This window comes from Roseibium hamelinense (genome assembly GCF_007830545.1).
Classification (GTDB): Bacteria; Pseudomonadota; Alphaproteobacteria; order Rhizobiales; family Stappiaceae; genus Roseibium; species Roseibium hamelinense.
Genome location: NZ_VLLF01000001.1, coordinates 716155 through 732887, shown reverse-complemented (window position 1 = coordinate 732887; position 16733 = coordinate 716155). Strand labels below are relative to the sequence as shown.

Below are 16733 nucleotides of genomic sequence, written 5' to 3'. Positions count from 1 at the left end.
GCATTGGAAATTGGCGGCTGCTCACACGCGGCGGCGGGTGCTAGTCAGACACTCAAAACGCTCACCCGAAAGCCAAAAATGACAGAACACAGCCGCTACGCTTTGCGCGAAAACACACCGCTTGCTGTCGGATTGGCGTTGTGCGGCATCGCCTTGTTCACACCGGTTTTCGCAGCAGGAAAAATCGCGGAAGGTACAGTGCCGGCGCTGGTTCTCGTATGGCTCCGGTTTTTCGGAGGGGCCTTGACCCTGGGCGCTGCGGGGATTGTCAAAGGCGCGCCGGAAGGCGGGTATATCAGCCGGCATTGGCGGGTCCATCTTTTACGGGCTGCATTTGCGATCGGTGGCCTGGGTGGAATGATCTATGCTGGAGCAGTTTTGCCAGTGGCCGATGCGGCTGCGATTGGGCTGACCAAAGGCATGATGGCGATTGGCCTAGCCGCGCTGATTTTGCGAGAAACGGTGGTGGCCCGGCACTGGCTTTCAGGCGTCTTTTGCGCTCTCGGCGCCTTGCTCGTGGTGCGGTCGGTTTCTGGCGACGCCGGCGCGGCGGCTGGTGTTCCCGCTGATGGCGTGTTGGCGGCGCTGATTGGAGCGTTTTGCATGGCCTGTGAAGCGCTCGTGATCCGGTATCTTGCCCAGCGCGAAGGCACGGTGGTCATGCTGACCTATGTCAATTGTGCGGCCGCGCTTCTCCTTGGTGTGCCCGTGCTCTGGATTGCGCTGCACCAGGGGATCGACTGGTCCGTGGCCGGATGGTTTGTCCTGCTAGGCCCCTGCGCGATCATCGGGCAATCCTTCAATGTCGCGGCCTACCGGCGCGCGGGAGCTGCAACCCTGGCACCGGTCGGGTATGCTTGGGTCTTGTTTGCCGCGCTGCTCGGGTACTTGCTGTTTAACGAGGTACCGGCGCTCGAAGCGGGAGCAGGGGCAGCGCTCATCGTGCTCGGCGGATTGATCCTGACGTTGAAGTGGCCCCTGCGCGGTCTGAAAGGCCGGGCCTAGGTGGTCAACGCTTTGGCCAGAAACGGCAGGCTGTCGTCCATTCGGTAGTCGACCGACGAGTGATTGTCGTCAAATTCCTCATAGACGTGGTCAACGCCTTCCCCCTGCAGTTTTTTGTGAAGCCGGCGCGCGCCATAGACCAGATTGTACTGATCGACGCTGCCGCAATCGATCCAGAGTCCCTTCAGCGATTTCAGGGCTTGTGTATGCTTGTCGGCCATCAAGACAGGATCCCAGGCAAGCCAGGCGCTCCAACGCTCGTCATTGATCTCACAGGTTTCCAGATCGACAGGCAGGCGGATGCCGCAGAACGTGTCCGGATCCGGGTCCGGATCGTAGGTGGCAGCCATTGCAAAGGTCATTAGGTCATGAAACGCTCCGCCGGGATACTTCGGACCTGTTTCAAAATCGGTCACGAAGGTTTCGATAGAGCCTTTGCGCGCAATTGCCCGCACCGCACTGGGCATCTCCGGCAGGTAGCACAGTTCGAAGGCCATGTCGCCGGAATGGCAGGCGGCGGCTGACCACGTGTCTGCATGCAGCATGGCATGCACCATCGAGCCATAGCCTCCCGATGATTTGCCGAACACGCCGCGGCGACCCGGACCGCCGCATTTGAAACGCCCCTCTACCGCCGCCAGCATTTCGGTTGTCAGCCAGGTTGCCCATGGTCCCATGGCGAGACTGTCGATATACTGGTTGCCGCCAAGTCGGGTGAAGCAATCTGGGAACGCGATGGCAACCGGGGGCATTTTGCCCTCGTGGATCAGCCGGTCAGCGCGTTCTGGAACGTTTTCACCAAAATTCTTCCAATTGGTGTGCGCAGGCCCTCCTGACGTAAAGCCCACAAGATCCACCAGCAGCGGCAGGCCGTCTCCGGTCTCGCCATGCGGAATGTAGACCGCAATTTCGCGCACATAAGGATCACCCAACCTGTTGGTTTTCAACATATCCGACGAAATCGTGAACCTGTGGATCTCGCCGGACGGAATATCGGGCTGGGCGCGCATGAAAACCTCCGCTTGGACATATGCCGTACCTGTTTGGCACCCTGTCCTGCCGAGCGCAACCCGCCGAACCAAGGGTGAGCCCTTTTGCCCAACCCGGCCTCGCTTGACCACACGCAAGTGGGCCGGTATGCGCATTTCATGACCAAAGCCTTCATTTCCGGATGTGCCGGCCTCACGATCACCGACGAAGAGGCTCGCTTTTTCACGCAGGAAGACCCGTGGGGGCTGATCCTGTTTCGGCGCAACATTGAAACGCCGGACCAGGTGCGGGCTTTGACCTCTGCTTTCCGCGACTGTGTCGGGCGGCCGGATGCACCGGTCCTGATCGATCAGGAAGGGGGGCGCGTAGCCCGGCTCCGGCAGCCGCATTGGCCTGAGTTCCCGCCGCAAAAGCTGTTCGGTGACCTGTTTGCAGTCAGCGTGGAAAAGGGCTGCCGTGCGGCGTGGCTGGGTGCGCGTCTGATTGCAGACGAATTGCAGAAGCTTGGCATCACGGTCGATTGCCTGCCGCTTCTGGACGTTGCAACACCGCACATGTCTGATGCGATCGGTGACCGGGCGCTGTCTCAAGATCCGAACGTCGTGACAGCACTTGGGCGGGCTGTGGTCCAGGGTTTGACGGCTGGCGGGGTCTTGCCGGTCATGAAGCACATCCCCGGTCACGGGCGCGGCACAGTGGACAGTCATCTGGAGCTTCCAAAGGTTGGCGCGTCGTTGCCGGAATTGGAAACATCCGATTTTCTGCCGTTTGCGAGCCTCAAGGATCTGCCGATGGGCATGACGGCGCATATCGTTTACGAAGCGATCGACCCGGACCACCCGGCAACTCAGAGCAAAACGGTGATCCATGAGATCATTCGCGGCGCATTGCACTTTGACGGTCTGTTGATGAGTGATGACATCTCCATGAATGCTTTGGCCGGATCGATTCGCGATCGTGCCGAGCGGTCTTTTGAAGCTGGATGCGATCTGGTGCTGCATTGCAACGGCGCGCTGGATGAAATGCGGCAGGTTGCCGAAGGTGCCCCGGTTCTTGCGGGGAAAACACAAGAACGATGCGTCCACGCTCTTTCTTTCGGCAGGGGAGACCGTCAAGATTCGCAGATCGACGAGCTTTGGGTGGAATTCCGGAGCTTGACCGGCCTCGCATCGTGAAAGATGCCCCCTCAGGACCCAAAAGCATGGCAGTTCAAGACGATTTCGACCTATTGACTGCGACCGAGCCGGAACGGGCCGTTTCCGAACCTCAGCTCGTGGTCGATGTCGATGGTTTCGAAGGTCCGCTGGATCTCCTGCTGACCCTGGCGCGCAACCAGAAGGTGGATCTCAAGAAAATCTCGATCCTGCCGCTGGTCGAGCAGTATTTGGCGTTTGTCACTGAAGCGCGCCGCCTGCGTCTGGAGCTGGCAGCTGACTATTTGGTGATGGCAGCCTGGCTGGCCTATCTGAAGTCAAAACTTTTGCTGCCCGAGCAGAAGGACGAGGATGAGCCGACCGGCGAAGAACTCGCTGCGGCACTGGCTTTCCGGTTGCGCCGTCTTGAAGCCATGCGCGCTGCCGCCGAAAAGCTGATGAGCCGCAACCGGCTCGGAAAGGACGTGTTCGCGCGGGGTATGCCGGAAACCGAATCCATCGTCAAAAAGAGCGTTTGGGACGCAACGGCTTACGATTTGCTGTCTGCCTATGCAACGCAGCGCCAGCGCCAATCGGTCACTTCGGTGCGGGTGCTCAGACGCAACGTCTGGTCGCTCCAGGAAGCGCGGGAATTGCTGACACGTCTTGTTGGCCGTGTTGCAGAATGGGCGCCGATCACCATGTATCTGCAGGAGTACCTCCACAACAAGGAGGATTGGGCAACCGTCGTTGCAAGCACATTTTCGGCAAGCCTTGAAATGGTGCGCGAGGGCCACGTTGAGTTGCGCCAGAACGAGCCGTTTTCGCCGGTTTACATTCGTGCGCGGCAGGTTGAGGCGCGGCCGGAAACCGGGCAATGACATCCTTGCCGGGCAGTGAGTGTTGAGTATGAGCGCTGACGACGATCTTCTGGTTGGGGCGGGCGGGGAAGGCCATAAACCTCCTGTCGACCGCACCGCGGTGCGAATGGTCGAGGCGATGCTGTTCGCGTCCGCAGAACCTTTGAGTGCGCATGAACTGACCGACCGCCTGCCGTCCGGCACCAAGGTCGAGGCGGCGTTGCTCGAGCTCAAGCGGCTTTATTCAACCCGCGGCGTCAATCTCGTAAAGGTGGCAGGCAAATGGTTCTTCCGCACGGCAGAGGATTTGTCGCACCTCATGCACCGCAGCATGGAGGAACAAAAGAAGCTTTCACGTGCCGCTCTGGAAACGCTTGCCATCATAGCGTATCACCAGCCTGTGACACGCGCCGAGATCGAAGAAATCCGGGGCGTTTCCACATCAAAAGGCACGCTGGATGTGCTTTTGGAAACCGGCTGGATCCGCATGCGTGGCCGCCGTCGTACGCCAGGCCGGCCCGTGACCTATGGAACATCTGAAGCGTTTTTGGAGCATTTCGGCCTTGATACGGTCAAGGATCTGCCGGGTCTTGAAGAACTAAAAGGGGCCGGACTGCTTGACAGCGCCATCCCCGCGTCCTTCATGGTGCCCACGCCAGATGATGATGAGGCTTTGACCGAGGACGAGGACCCACTTGACGATGAGTCCTTGTTCGACGGCGGGCCAGACAACCCGGGTAAAGAAAACTGAACGCGTCCGCACAATATCACGGAAAACCCTCGGCACGGCCCAAGAAGAATGCCGACCTGAGCTGGGGAGCGCTCGGCACGGCTGGTGCGACGATCGCAGCCGGTCTCACGTTTGAAAACGTGTGGCACGACTACAGCGGCAACGAATCTGTCCATGATCTGTCGCTCGAAATCGCGCCAGGGGAGGTGCTGTGTCTGCTCGGACACTCAGGGTGCGGCAAGACGACGCTGATGCGGATTGCGGCAGGGGTAGAGCGTCAGACGCGCGGCCGTGTCCTGATCAACGGCCGTGAAGTTGCAGGGCCGGATCAATTCCTGCCACCGGAAAGACGCGGAGTTGGCCTGATGTTTCAGGACTATGCGCTGTTTCCGCATATGTGCAACCTCGACAATGTAATGTTTGGCCTGACGAACGTACCGAAGGCGGAAGCGCGTAAGATTGCGCTGGCGGCGCTGTCTCGGGTTGGGCTAGAGGGCTATGCGCAGGATTTCCCCCATGCACTGTCGGGCGGTGAGCAGCAGCGTGTTGCGCTGGCCCGTGCGATCGCACCGCGTCCGGGGATATTGTTGATGGACGAGCCGTTCTCCGGGCTGGACCGGCGGCTGCGCGATACGGTCCGCGATGAAACGCTGGCAATCCTGCGGGAAACGCGTGCCACCTGCATTATCGTGACACACGATCCGGAGGAGGCCATGCGGATGGGCGACAAGATCGCCCTCATGCGGCAGGGCCGGTTGATCCAGCACGGCACGGCAGATGATCTTTACAACGCTCCTGTAGATGTTTTCGCTGCAAGGTTCTTTTCAGAGTTGAACCAGATCGCCGGGATCGCCACATCAAATGGGGTCGATACGCCGCTTGGGACACTCCCGTTCAACGGATTTGTTCCTGGCAGTCCGGTCGATGTGTGCATTCGGCCCCAGGGCATCGTCTTGAACAAGGCGCCAATGTGCGGAGTGGCCGGACGTATTTTGTCCAAACGGTTCGTTGGCGAGGTCGACCTTGTCAGCGTCGCCGTTGACGGGCTGGACCGGCCGGTTCATGTTCGGGTCAGAGGCGGGAGCAACCTTGAGGAAGGTATGGACGTCGGCGTGCAGACCGACCCAAAAAATGTTCTTGTGTTTCCGTGTGTTGTGGAGCCTTCTGAAACCTGAATTAGAAGCGTTCGCTAAGCCGATAGTCTGGCACGCACTGAGTTGCGGCAGGACCGGCTTTTTTGTAAGAGTTTGAGTAAGGGCTGTTTCAAGGGCCCAATAACGGGAGTTTGGCGAATGGGAATTAGTTTTTGGCAGATCGCGATCATCGCCGTGATCGTTGTTCTGCTGTTCGGCCGCGGCAAGATTTCGGCTCTGATGGGCGATGTCGCCCAAGGCATCAAGAGCTTCAAAAAAGGTATGGCCGAAGATGACGTCGCCAGCAACGACACAAAGTCATCCAAGACCATCGACCATGATCCGGCTGAACCGGTGAAATCCGAAGAAGCCAAAGACCAGTCCAAGGCCAGCTGATCCGCTTCGTGCGGCCAGACCCTTTTGGTGAACCTTGAGACGGCGGACCGTTTATGTTCGATATCGGATGGCCCGAACTCCTGGTGATCGCGTGTATTGCGATCATCGTGGTGGGCCCCAAAGATCTTCCCCGTATGCTTCGCAGCCTGGGCCAGACGCTTGGCAAGGTGCGCCGCATGTCGCGCGAATTTCAGTCAACGTTCAATGAGGCCCTTCGGGAGGCCGAACAGCAGGCCGACATCGCCGATATGAAGGAGCAGGTTGAAAAGGCCGGCAACCTCAATCCACTGGGCGACCTGACAAAGTCCATCGAGGACGACATCAACGGCAAGAAAAACGGCGCAGTTCAGGGTAAGAAACCGGAACGCCCGAAACCGGTGGAAAAGGCAGAAACGCCGGCGGCGGAACCTGAAGCTGCACCCGATAAACCCAGCGGGCCCGCGGCCGCGCCTGCGAGCGAAACGCCTGTTCAAGAAGAAAACAAGGCATGAGCCAGGAAGATATCGACGCCAGCAAGGCGCCCTTGATTGAGCATTTGATCGAGCTGCGCCAGCGGCTCATGTGGTCGATCGCCGCAATCCTCGTCATGTTTATCGTTTGCTTCTTTTTTGCGACCGACATCTTCAACATTCTTGTGGTGCCCTATGAACGGGCGGCGGGCGAAACCCGGTCGATCGAACTGATTTACACGGCGCCACAGGAATACTTCTTCACCCAGCTGAAACTGGCTTTGTTCGGCGCGCTTTTTCTCGCTTTTCCGGTGATAGCGAGCCAACTCTACATGTTCGTGGCGCCCGGGCTCTACAAGGAAGAACGTGGCGCGTTCCTGCCGTTCCTGGTCGCAACACCGATCCTGTTTTTGATCGGCGCGTGTCTGGTCTATTTCCTGGTCATGCCCATGGCGATGACGTTCTTCCTCTCGATGGAGCAGGACGGTGCCGCCGGACAAGCCGCGATTTCGCTGTTGCCAAGGGTGAGTGAATATCTCGGCCTGATCATGATCCTGATCTTCGCATTCGGGCTCGTGTTTCAGCTGCCTGTCGTGCTGACGCTGCTTGGCCGGGCCGGAATGGTCACTGCTGAGAGCCTGAAACAGAAGCGCAAATATGCGGTTGTCGGAGCCTTCGTGGCCGCAGCCGTTTTGACGCCGCCGGATCCGATCTCTCAGATCGGCCTTGCACTGCCAACGCTCCTTCTCTACGAAGTCTCCATCATTTCAGTAAGACTCGTCGAGCGGAAACGGGCGGAAAAAGAAGCTGCGGAAGAGGCTGAAAACTCAGCCTGATCCGCATCCCCTTGACGCCCGGCTCGGCGGTCGGCCCATCACTCCGTCGTTCCGGGACCTACCATGTTTGATATCAAGTGGATCAGAGACAACAGCGAAGCCTTTGACAAGGCGCTTGCAAAACGGGGCTATGACGCCTCAAGTGCAAAGCTGATCTCCCTTGACGATGCCCGCCGCGCGCATATCACGAAGCTTCAGGAAGCCCAGGAGCGGCGCAATGCCGCCTCTAAGGAAATCGGCAAGGCCAAGGCGTCGGGCGACAACGAATCCGCGCAAAAGCTGATCGATGAAGTGGCCGAAATCAAATCGTTCATTCAAAATGGCGAGGAAGAAGAGCGCAAGCTGGTAGCTGCCTTGGAAGAGGCCATGGCCGGTATCCCGAATGTGCCGCACGAGGATGTGCCGGAAGGCGAAGACGAAAACGACAACGTATTTTTCCGCGGATTCGGCGAAAAACCGACCTTCAGCTTCAATACCGCCCCCAAAGAGCATTACGAACTTGGCGAGGACCTTGGCGGTATGGATTTCGCCACGGCAGCAAAACTGTCCGGCTCGCGTTTCGTTGTCCTGAAAGGTCAAATTGCCCGGCTTGAGCGTGCGCTTGGCCAGTTCATGATCGATCTGCACACCGCAGAGCATGGCTATACGGAAGTGTCGCCGCCGCTTCTTGTGAATGAAACGCCGCTTTTCGGCACCGGGCAGCTGCCGAAATTCGAGGAAGACCAGTTCAAGACCACAACCGGTCACTACATGATCCCGACGGCCGAAGTGCCGCTGACCAACTTGATTGCCGGAGAAATCCTGGGAGAGGATGAGCTGCCCTTGCGGGTTGCCGCCCTGACCTATTGCTTCCGGTCCGAGGCCGGATCCGCCGGCCGGGATACCCGCGGCATGCTGCGCCAGCACCAGTTTGAAAAATGCGAGCTTGTTTCGGTCACAACGCCCGACAAATCCCTCGAAGAACTTGAACGCATGCTGGATTGCGCGGAAACAGTCTTGAAAAAGCTCGGCATTCACTACCGCGTCATGACCTTGTGTGCCGGGGACATGGGGTTTGGTGCGCGCAAGACCTACGACATCGAGGCTTGGCTGCCGGGGCAGGACACCTATCGCGAAATTTCGTCCTGTTCTGTCTGCGGTGATTTCCAGGCCCGCCGAATGAACGCCCGCTACCGGCCTGAAGGGTCCAAACAGCTGTCGCATGTTCACACCTTGAACGGCTCCGGTGTGGCTGTCGGGCGCGCGCTGATCGCGGTCGTTGAGAACTATCAAAATGGTGACGGTTCAATCACTGTGCCCGATGTCTTGCGGCCCTACATGAACGGGTTGGAGACAATCGGCTGATGCGCATACTGATAACCAATGATGACGGCATTCACTCCTCTGGCCTTTCGGCGCTGGAGCGCATTGCACGCAGCCTATCCGATGACATCTGGGTGATTGCCCCGGAAACCGACCAGAGCGGCGTTGCACATTCGCTTACATTGAGCGAACCGCTCCGTTTGCGCCAAGTCAGTGAAAAGCACTTTGCCTTGAAGGGGACGCCAACCGACTGCGTGATCATGGGAGTGCGCAAGGTCTTGCCCGGGCTTCCGGATCTTGTTTTGTCCGGTATAAACAGGGGGCAGAATTTGGGGGAAGACGTGACCTACTCAGGCACGGTCGCCGGGGCAATGGAGGCGGCCATTCTTGGCATTCCGGCGATCGCCGTGTCCCAAGCCTACAATTGGGACATCAGTTCTGAGCCGCCCTACGAGACTGCAGAGGCCCATGCACCCGAACTCTTCAAGAAGTTGCTTCAAGTGTCGCTGCCTGACTACGCTTTGTTCAATGTGAATTTTCCGGCCTGTGCACCGGATCAGGTGCAGGGTATCAAGGCAACTGTTCAGGGGCATCACGAGCAAAGCGGGCTTGTGATTGATGAGCGGCGTGACCCGAGAGGATACCCTTACTACTGGCTCGGGTTTAGGGATCGAGGCAAGTCTGTTCGCGATAACTCGGACTTGCATGCAATCGCTGACCGGTTTGTATCGGTGACGCCTTTGCGCATAGACTTGACTGCACATGACATGGTGGCGGGCCTGGCCCGGGACCTCTCTTAGGGAACACTCAGCGCGACATGTCAGGATCTGCGATCTCTGCCGGCTCAACAGCGCTCTTTGAAGAAGCAGCCAGGGTAGCGCCCGACGAAGCCGAGGCGAGGGCGGCCCTTGTCTTGACCTTGCGCGGGCGCGGAATCGGAGACCGGGCTGTCTTGTCTGCGATTGAGCGTGTGCCGCGCCGGCTGTTCCTCGCAGCCCGTTATCACCGGCTTGCCTATGACGATGCGCAACTGCCGATCGAATGCGGACAGGTGGTATCGGCGCCCTCGCGCGTCGCCCTGATCGCCCAGGCTCTTCAGATTAAACCCGACCATGCGGTCCTGGAGATCGGCACAGGCTCGGGATACCAGGCGGCAGTGCTGGGCCATCTTGCCGGCCGCGTCGAGACCATCGACCGCTACAGGAGCCTGTCCGCGCTCGCAGCGCAAAGGCTGGCGGCGTTGAAATTGAACACGGTTACGGTACACCACGCCGACGGGTTGGCGGGATTGAAAAGCCGGGCGCCATTCGACCGGATCATCCTGACTGGATCGGTCACCGAGATCCCAGAGGTTCTTTACACACAGCTTGCGCCGGCGGGCATGATCATTGCGCCGGTTGGCCCGCCAGGATCTCCACAGGTCCTCACACGAATCCGCCGCACCGAGACGGCGGACGTCGCCGATCCGCTGGGCCAGGTCAGAAGTGTCGGGTTAACAAGGGGCGTTGCCGAAATCCTGTAAGGCTTGGTGCCCGCCCTTGCGTTCTGGCGGGACTGTATTGGATTTTCTCAAATCCATTCAGTCTTTATAAACCTTAATGGTTTTTACTCTTAACCATAACAGTTCACTGTATCGGTTTGAGTAGAGCGATGAAAAAGCGGACGCGTATCCTCCGCAGCGACCTTTTCAACAGGGTTGCTCTTATATCCATAAGTGCCGCGTTTCTGGCAGGATGTAGTGCGGCAACCGAGCGGTTCGGCGAAGCGCCGGTCTATACCGGCGGGACTGACAATCAGCGCGCCATTCTCGGCGGAAACTCCCAACCTTCCTATCAGGATATTGCCAGCGGGCCCGGCGGAACCAGCGCAGGTTTACCGCAGCAGTCCTCGCAGCCGGTTTATACCGGGTCGATCCCGTCACAGGCGCCGGTCCCAGCGCGCGCTCAGCCGTTGAATAGCCCGACTGCTGTTTCCGCAGCGCCGTTGCCAGCGCCTTCCGTTTCCCAGCCGCGTCAGATCACGCCGGTCGCCACGGCCCCTGCACCTGAGGTTGCCGGCGCAAGCTGGAAGGGCTGGACGTCGACCGGCGGAACACGTGTGCCCGTCCGCCAAGGCGAGACCGTCTCATCGCTGTCGCGCCGATATGGTGTGCCGGAAAAAGCCGTATTGAAGGTCAATGGGCTGTCCAGCGCCAATGACGTTCAGGCCGGTCAGTCCATCATTATCCCGACCTATGTTCATGGCGGGGGAACCACAACGGCACGAAATGACTTGAGCGGCAGCGCTCCTGTCCGCTTGCCATCGGCTTCACCGGTGCTGACAACTGCGTCTGTGCCTCAAACTGCAGGTTCCGCTCCGGCACCAGACAAAAAGCCGGTGCAGCAACCGACCTTTACCCAGGTGCAGTCCGGCCCTGCCGGCGCATCTCAGCCCGCTCCCGTGACGGTCAGTGCCTTGCCAAAGCGAAAGCCGGTCGGCAATAGATCCCTGACAACCGCGTCCATCAAGACACCGTCGCCAGCGGCGCCGAAGGATCCCGCACAACCCGTTCGCACGGTAACAAACGCGTCGGTATCTTCCACCGAAACTGGCGGCGAAGCCCGTCCGACCGAACCGATCCAGCGACCCGCCATTGTTGCAAGCGTTGATCCGGTGGCAACAGAGGGCCCGCAATTCCGCTGGCCAGTACGAGGCCGGATCATCTCCGAGTTCGGATCAAAGCCGGGCGGTGCACGCAATGACGGCGTTAATCTCGCCGTTCCGGAGGGGACACCTGTTAAGGCGGCTGATGACGGTACCGTGATTTATTCGGGCAACGAGCTGAAAGGTTACGGCAATCTGGTTCTGATCCGCCATGACGATGGCTGGGTGTCTGCATACGCGCATAACAGCGAGCTGAAGGTCAAGCGCGGTGACAATGTGCGCCGGGGCGATGTTGTTGGTCTGGCCGGGAACACCGGGTCCGTCAGCCAGCCGCAGGTGCATTTCGAGCTGCGCAAGGGAAACAAGCCAGTCGACCCACTGATTTATCTCCCGAAAAGCTGATCCGTTCTCCTGCAATGAAAAGCCGCCCGGTCCGATGGGCGGCTTTTTTTGTTGTGTCGCAGCGTATCTGGCGGGGTGAGCGGAACGTCAGGCTTCCGGCTGCTGAACGAAAACCAGCATGAGCAGCAGTAGCGCGGAAAACCGGAAAGCGGCATCAATGCCAGACCATTGGGTGCTTTGCCACATCAAGAACCACTCCCCGCCGATAGTCATGAAGCCGGTAAACCAAAGAAGAATGCCCAAGGTCAGGCCGAGGCATGCCAAACCTTTTGAATCGTGAAATGCGGCGGGTGATTTACCCGCGGCGCGTGCCAGATTGAGCGCACCCAAAAAACACAGCGCCGCTACCGCAAATTCAACAAACACAATCGCCCCGAATGCAAATGTATGGACGGCAGTGTTGGTGATTGCCCGCCAGGACAACGGGTTGTCGGCAAAAACGGTATCCATTGAAAGGACATGCCGGACAAAAGGCATGTTGGCATGTGGATCCTGAATGTTGGACAAGCCTGCGAGGAAGGCAAAAAGCCCCGCGCTTGCGACGAGGCAGACTTTCGAAATCTGTAAGCATAGAATTTTGCGTGCCAAAGGAATGTCTCCGAAACCCGATAATAAAATACCGGGCAGAATGACACGCCGGATTGATCAAGCAATCAATAATTTTAGCACACAAACATATAGATAGCGCGGTCAATCCAGAACCTTGCCCTGACGTCCTGCGAGATCCTGGATGAATTGATAGGCAACGCGTCCCGACCGGCTGCCCCGCGTGGTTGCCCATTCAAGCGCCTGCGCCCGCAGGTCATCTGGGGCAATTGCGAGCTCAAAATGCGCGGCATATCCGCGAACCATATCCAGATAATCGTCCTGACTGCATTTGTGAAACCCGAGCCACAACCCGAAACGGTCGGAAAGGGACACTTTCTCCTCTACAGCTTCGGCCGGATTGATCGCAGTCGAGCGCTCATTTTCGATCATGTCCCGCGGCAAAAGGTGGCGGCGGTTCGAGGTTGCATAGAATAGGACATTGTCGGGCCGGCCTTCAATCCCGCCCTCCAAAACAGCCTTGAGAGACTTGTAGGACGTGTCATCCGTGTCGAAACTCAGATCGTCGCAAAACACTAAAAAGCGATGGTTTTCTGCGCGGATCAGTGCCATGAGGGCAGGGAGGCTTTCAATATCCTCCCGGTGAATCTCGATGAGTTTCAATGACGGTGTCTCATCTGCCGCATTCACGGCAGCGTGGACTGCTTTCACGAGGGCCGACTTACCCATGCCGCGAGCGCCCCACAGCAAGGCATTGTTGGCTGGCAGTCCCTTGGCAAACCGCTTGGTATTGTCGAGAAGCAGGTCGCGAACCCTGGAAACGGCACACAGCAGTGAAATGTCGACCCGGTTCACCTTGGGCACCGGCTGCAGTTCGCCAGGGCGGGGCAACCAGACAAAGGCATCTGCGCTCTCCATATCCGGGCGCGCGGGGCGCGGCGGAAAAGCGCGGCTTACCAGCTCGAGCAGCGAATCGAGTTTTGCGTTGAGTTTTTCAATCTCGCTGTGCTGTGACATTCGTTCTTGCATCCCATTGTCAAAACGCCCATGTGAGGGCGGTCCTTTATCAAGGCGAGCACTAACACGGAGGAATGACCGCGAAAACGCCGGGATAGCCGGTTCTGGTACGCCAATTGGTCAGCCGATCCCTTGAAAACCGGCTCGCCACCGTTATAGTCCGCGCCACATAAAAACGGCCAGTCAGCCGCGCCCGCCCTGCAGGAGCGTCGGCTTGGCCTTCCTAGGAGAGTTGAATGCTAGTCACACCCGCATACGCACAGGCCGCCGGCGCAGGAGGTCAGGACTTCCTTTTGTCCCTTCTGCCGTTCGTGCTGATCTTTGCGATCATGTACTTCCTGATTATCCGCCCGCAGCGCCAGCGCATGAAACAGCACCAGGAGCTGGTCGCAAACCTGCGCCGCGGCGACACCATCGTCACGTCCGGCGGTCTGATCGGCAAGGTCGCGAAAGTGGTTGATGACGGCGAGATACAGGTTGAGCTGTCAGAAGGTGTGAAAGTGCGTATCGTACGTTCCATGGTCCAGGAAGTGCGATCCAAGTCCGAGCCTGCGAAAGAGGGCGCCTGATCCGCGGCCAACCATGCCGCATCACGCGCATTTGGCCTGACATTGCCATTAAGGCAGGGCCACACTCTTTGGAATGAATGTCTGTCCGGCCGGCTTGAAGCCGGCCTGGCCCTTTAGCACAGGCCTCCGTCATGCTTTATTTTGCCCGCTGGAAGATCGCGCTGATCGTTCTGGTGATCTTTGCAGGGTTTATCACAACCCTTCCAAACTTCTTCTCCGCCAAGACGCTTGAAAGCTGGCCTGACTTCCTGCCGAAAAAGCAGATGGTCCTCGGGCTGGATCTTCAAGGCGGTGCCTACCTTCTTTATGAGGTCGATCAGCAGGACTATATCAACAAGCGGCTTCAATCGCTCGTTGGTGAGATCCGGGTGGCGCTGCGCGAACAGCCCCGCATCGGCTATACCGGGCTGGGGGTTCAAGGCGATGGTGCACAGGTTCGTATTCGGGATCTCACCCGTCTGAACGAGGCGGAGCAGCGTCTGGAAGAGCTGCGCAACCCCTTGGTATCTTCGCTGTTTGGCGGGCAGCCAGTCGATGAGTTTGACATTGCGGTCAATGATGATGGTTTGATCCGCTTCACCTATTCCGAGGCCGGGCTCGATAACCGCCTGCAGTCGATCGTTCAACAATCCATCGAAGTTATCCGCCGCCGTGTTGATGAAATCGGCACAACAGAACCGAACATCCAGCGTCAGGGGACCGACCGGATTCTGGTCGAGGCGCCGGGCGAAGCGGATCCGGAACGGTTGAAGGATCTCGTTGGCCAGACCGCGCAGCTCACCTTCCACATGGTCGACACGTCGATGTCTGCTGAACAGGCGCTCCAGAACCGCCCGCCGGTCGGCACGATCGTGCGCTATTCGATTGATGATCCGCCACTTCCTTATTTGCTGGAAGAGTCCCCGCTTCTCAGTGGCGAGGATCTCGTCGATGCGCAGGTGAGTTTTGACCAGCGGTCCAACGAACCTGTTGTGAATTTCCGGTTCAACACGTCCGGCGCCCGCAAGTTTTCGACGATTACGCAGCAAAATGTCGGCCGTCCGTTCGCGATCGTGCTGGATGAAGAGGTGATTTCTGCGCCTGTCATTCGCGAGCCGATTACTGGCGGATCCGGGCAGATCTCAGGCAGTTTCACGGTCGACGGCGCCAATGATCTTGCCGTTCTGCTAAGAGCCGGTGCCTTGCCGGCCAAGTTGACCGTCATCGAAGAGCGGTCGATCGGACCGGGCCTTGGAGCGGACTCGATCGCGGCCGGCGAGGTGGCGTCCATCATCGCCGGTTCGGCCGTAATCATTTTCATGATCCTCGCTTATGGCCGGTTTGGCGTGATCGCCGACCTGGCGCTGGTCGCAAACATCCTTCTGATATTCGGTGCGTTGACGACACTGCAGGCAACACTGACCCTGCCGGGCATTGCGGGGATCGTCTTGACGATCGGGATGGCAGTTGATGCCAACGTCTTGATTTTCGAGCGAATACGAGAGGAGGCGCGCGCGGGACGATCGGCGATCACGGCCATTGATGCGGGCTACAAGAGGGCGCTTGGAACCATTCTGGACGCCAACGTCACGACACTCATCGCAGCAGTTATCCTGTTCCAGCTTGGGTCGGGTCCGGTGCGCGGCTTTGCCGTTACACTGGCCATCGGGATTTTTACGACGGTGTTTTCCGCCTTCACCTTCAGCCGGTTGCTGGTCGCCATTTGGGTGCGCACACGCCGGCCGTCGAAACTGCCAATATAAGCCGGGAGAAGACTTATGGCATTGCTAAGACTTATTCCCGACAACACGCACTACCGTTTCATGTGGCTGCGGAAGGTTAGCTTTCCCTTGTCCATTGTGATGGCAGTGGCCTCGCTGGCACTGTTTTTCACGGTTGGGCTGAATTACGGCATCGACTTCAAGGGCGGCACCATCATCGAGATGAAGACGCCTGGCGTCGCAAATATCGCGCAAATCCGGTCCGATATCGGTACCTTGAACCTCGGTGACGTTCAGGTTCAGCAGTTCGGCGACCCGGACGAAGTGCTGGTGCGTGTGGAAGAGCAACCGGGCGGTGAACTCGCTCAGCAAGCGGTTGTCGGCCAAATGCGTGCGATGTTCGAGAAAGAGGATTTCGAGTTCCGGCGCGTCGAGGTGGTTGGGCCGAGAGTGTCCGGCGAGCTTGCGATTGCCGGGTCTATAGCGGTGGCGGGCTCGTTGTTCGCGATCCTTATCTACATCTGGTTCCGGTTTGAATGGCAGTTTGCCGTCGGCGCGATCCTGACCACAGTGAACGATGTTCTGGTCACAATCGGCCTGTTCGTGATCCTGCAGCTCGACTTTTCATTGTCGAGTATCGCGGCCGTTCTCACGATCATCGGGTACTCGCTGAACGACACGGTGGTGGTCTATGACCGGATCCGCGAGAACCTGCGAAAATACAAGAAGATGGCTTTGCCCGACCTCTTGGACAAGTCGATCAACGAAACCTTGTCGCGCACCGTGCTGACCTCCGTTACGACGCTTCTTGCGCTGATTTCACTCTATGTTTTCGGTGGTGAAGTTATTCAGTCGTTCACGCTAGCGATGATTTTTGGCATTCTGATCGGTACTTACTCGTCGATCTTCCTCGCAGCGCCATTCCTGATTCTGCTAAGACTGCGCAATGACGGAAGTTCAGACGACGCGGAAACCAAGGGCACGGCGCAAGCTCCAGCCCCTGCGGCCAAAACATAGTGCGG

Annotated in this window: 18 protein-coding genes; 15 read left to right on the top strand and 3 right to left on the bottom strand. The window is 58.5% G+C overall.

Features of this window, described 5'->3' with window-relative positions:
• The first annotated feature begins 78 nt into the window (after positions 1-78).
• Positions 79-1005 (top strand): DMT family transporter, encoded by a 927-nt coding sequence (locus tag JM93_RS03475; protein WP_145340644.1) that lies wholly within the window; start codon positions 79-81, stop codon positions 1003-1005.
• Here the strand turns inward: JM93_RS03475 and JM93_RS03470 are convergent.
• Positions 1002-2015 (bottom strand): alpha/beta hydrolase, encoded by a 1014-nt coding sequence (locus tag JM93_RS03470; protein ID WP_145340643.1) that lies wholly within the window; start codon positions 2013-2015, stop codon positions 1002-1004. The genes JM93_RS03475 and JM93_RS03470 overlap by 4 nt on opposite strands.
• Before the next feature lie 138 nt (positions 2016-2153).
• Here JM93_RS03470 and nagZ point away from each other — a divergent pair, with 138 nt between their 5' ends.
• The 11 genes from nagZ (at position 2154) to JM93_RS03415 (ending at position 11879) form a co-directional block, all read left to right on the top strand.
• Positions 2154-3170, top strand: coding sequence for a beta-N-acetylhexosaminidase (gene nagZ / locus JM93_RS03465; protein ID WP_145340642.1), 1017 nt, complete (start codon positions 2154-2156; stop codon positions 3168-3170).
• A 26-nt stretch (positions 3171-3196) separates the two neighbouring features.
• Entirely contained in the window at positions 3197-4009 is an 813-nt protein-coding gene (locus JM93_RS03460) for a segregation and condensation protein A (protein ID WP_145340641.1), read from the top strand.
• Between the two features lie 28 nt (positions 4010-4037).
• Positions 4038-4739, top strand: coding sequence for an SMC-Scp complex subunit ScpB (scpB, locus tag JM93_RS03455; RefSeq protein WP_145340640.1), 702 nt, complete (start codon positions 4038-4040; stop codon positions 4737-4739).
• 119 nt (positions 4740-4858) lie between these two features.
• On the top strand, positions 4859-5893 hold the full coding sequence (locus JM93_RS03450; RefSeq protein WP_341873618.1) for an ABC transporter ATP-binding protein: 1035 nt from the start codon (positions 4859-4861) through the stop codon (positions 5891-5893).
• Between the two features lie 117 nt (positions 5894-6010).
• Positions 6011-6247: a twin-arginine translocase TatA/TatE family subunit gene (locus tag JM93_RS03445; protein ID WP_145340638.1), complete on the top strand. Its 237-nt coding sequence runs from the start codon at positions 6011-6013 to the stop codon at positions 6245-6247.
• A 53-nt stretch (positions 6248-6300) separates the two neighbouring features.
• Positions 6301-6738 carry a Sec-independent protein translocase protein TatB gene (gene tatB / locus JM93_RS03440; RefSeq protein WP_145340637.1) on the top strand — a complete coding sequence of 146 codons (438 nt, stop codon included), beginning with the start codon at positions 6301-6303 and terminating at the stop codon, positions 6736-6738.
• Complete coding sequence (tatC, locus tag JM93_RS03435; RefSeq protein ID WP_145340636.1) at positions 6735-7532, top strand: twin-arginine translocase subunit TatC; 798 nt, start codon at positions 6735-6737, stop codon at positions 7530-7532. Before tatB ends, tatC begins: the two co-directional genes overlap by 4 nt.
• A gap of 63 nt (positions 7533-7595) precedes the next feature.
• Positions 7596-8876, top strand: coding sequence for a serine--tRNA ligase (gene serS / locus JM93_RS03430; RefSeq protein WP_145340635.1), 1281 nt, complete (start codon positions 7596-7598; stop codon positions 8874-8876).
• Entirely contained in the window at positions 8876-9634 is a 759-nt protein-coding gene (gene surE, locus JM93_RS03425) for a 5'/3'-nucleotidase SurE (protein ID WP_145340634.1), read from the top strand. Before serS ends, surE begins: the two co-directional genes overlap by 1 nt.
• A gap of 17 nt (positions 9635-9651) precedes the next feature.
• Positions 9652-10356, top strand: a complete 705-nt coding sequence (locus JM93_RS03420; RefSeq protein WP_145340633.1) for a protein-L-isoaspartate(D-aspartate) O-methyltransferase — start codon at positions 9652-9654, stop codon at positions 10354-10356.
• Positions 10357-10484: 128 nt separating this feature from the next.
• Positions 10485-11879 (top strand): M23 family metallopeptidase, encoded by a 1395-nt coding sequence (locus JM93_RS03415; protein ID WP_145340632.1) that lies wholly within the window; start codon positions 10485-10487, stop codon positions 11877-11879.
• An 87-nt stretch (positions 11880-11966) separates the two neighbouring features.
• Here JM93_RS03415 and JM93_RS03410 read toward each other — a convergent pair whose 3' ends face one another.
• Both JM93_RS03410 and JM93_RS03405 read right to left on the bottom strand, forming a co-directional pair.
• Complete coding sequence (locus tag JM93_RS03410) at positions 11967-12467, bottom strand: DUF2165 family protein (protein ID WP_170230495.1); 501 nt, start codon at positions 12465-12467, stop codon at positions 11967-11969.
• 102 nt (positions 12468-12569) lie between these two features.
• Positions 12570-13442 (bottom strand): ATP-binding protein, encoded by an 873-nt coding sequence (locus JM93_RS03405; RefSeq protein WP_145340630.1) that lies wholly within the window; start codon positions 13440-13442, stop codon positions 12570-12572.
• A gap of 236 nt (positions 13443-13678) precedes the next feature.
• Here JM93_RS03405 and yajC point away from each other — a divergent pair, with 236 nt between their 5' ends.
• The 3 genes from yajC to secF all read left to right on the top strand — a co-directional run bounded on the left by yajC (position 13679) and on the right by secF (position 16728).
• Entirely contained in the window at positions 13679-14011 is a 333-nt protein-coding gene (gene yajC, locus JM93_RS03400; RefSeq protein WP_145340629.1) for a preprotein translocase subunit YajC, read from the top strand.
• Between the two features lie 131 nt (positions 14012-14142).
• A complete protein-coding gene (gene secD, locus JM93_RS22070) occupies positions 14143-15753 on the top strand; it encodes a protein translocase subunit SecD (protein ID WP_155197708.1) in 1611 nt (536 codons plus the stop codon).
• A 15-nt stretch (positions 15754-15768) separates the two neighbouring features.
• The gene (gene secF / locus JM93_RS22065) at positions 15769-16728 is read left to right on the top strand and encodes a protein translocase subunit SecF (protein ID WP_155197709.1); all 960 of its coding nucleotides are present in this window, start codon (positions 15769-15771) and stop codon (positions 16726-16728) included.
• Positions 16729-16733: the final 5 nt, after the last annotated feature.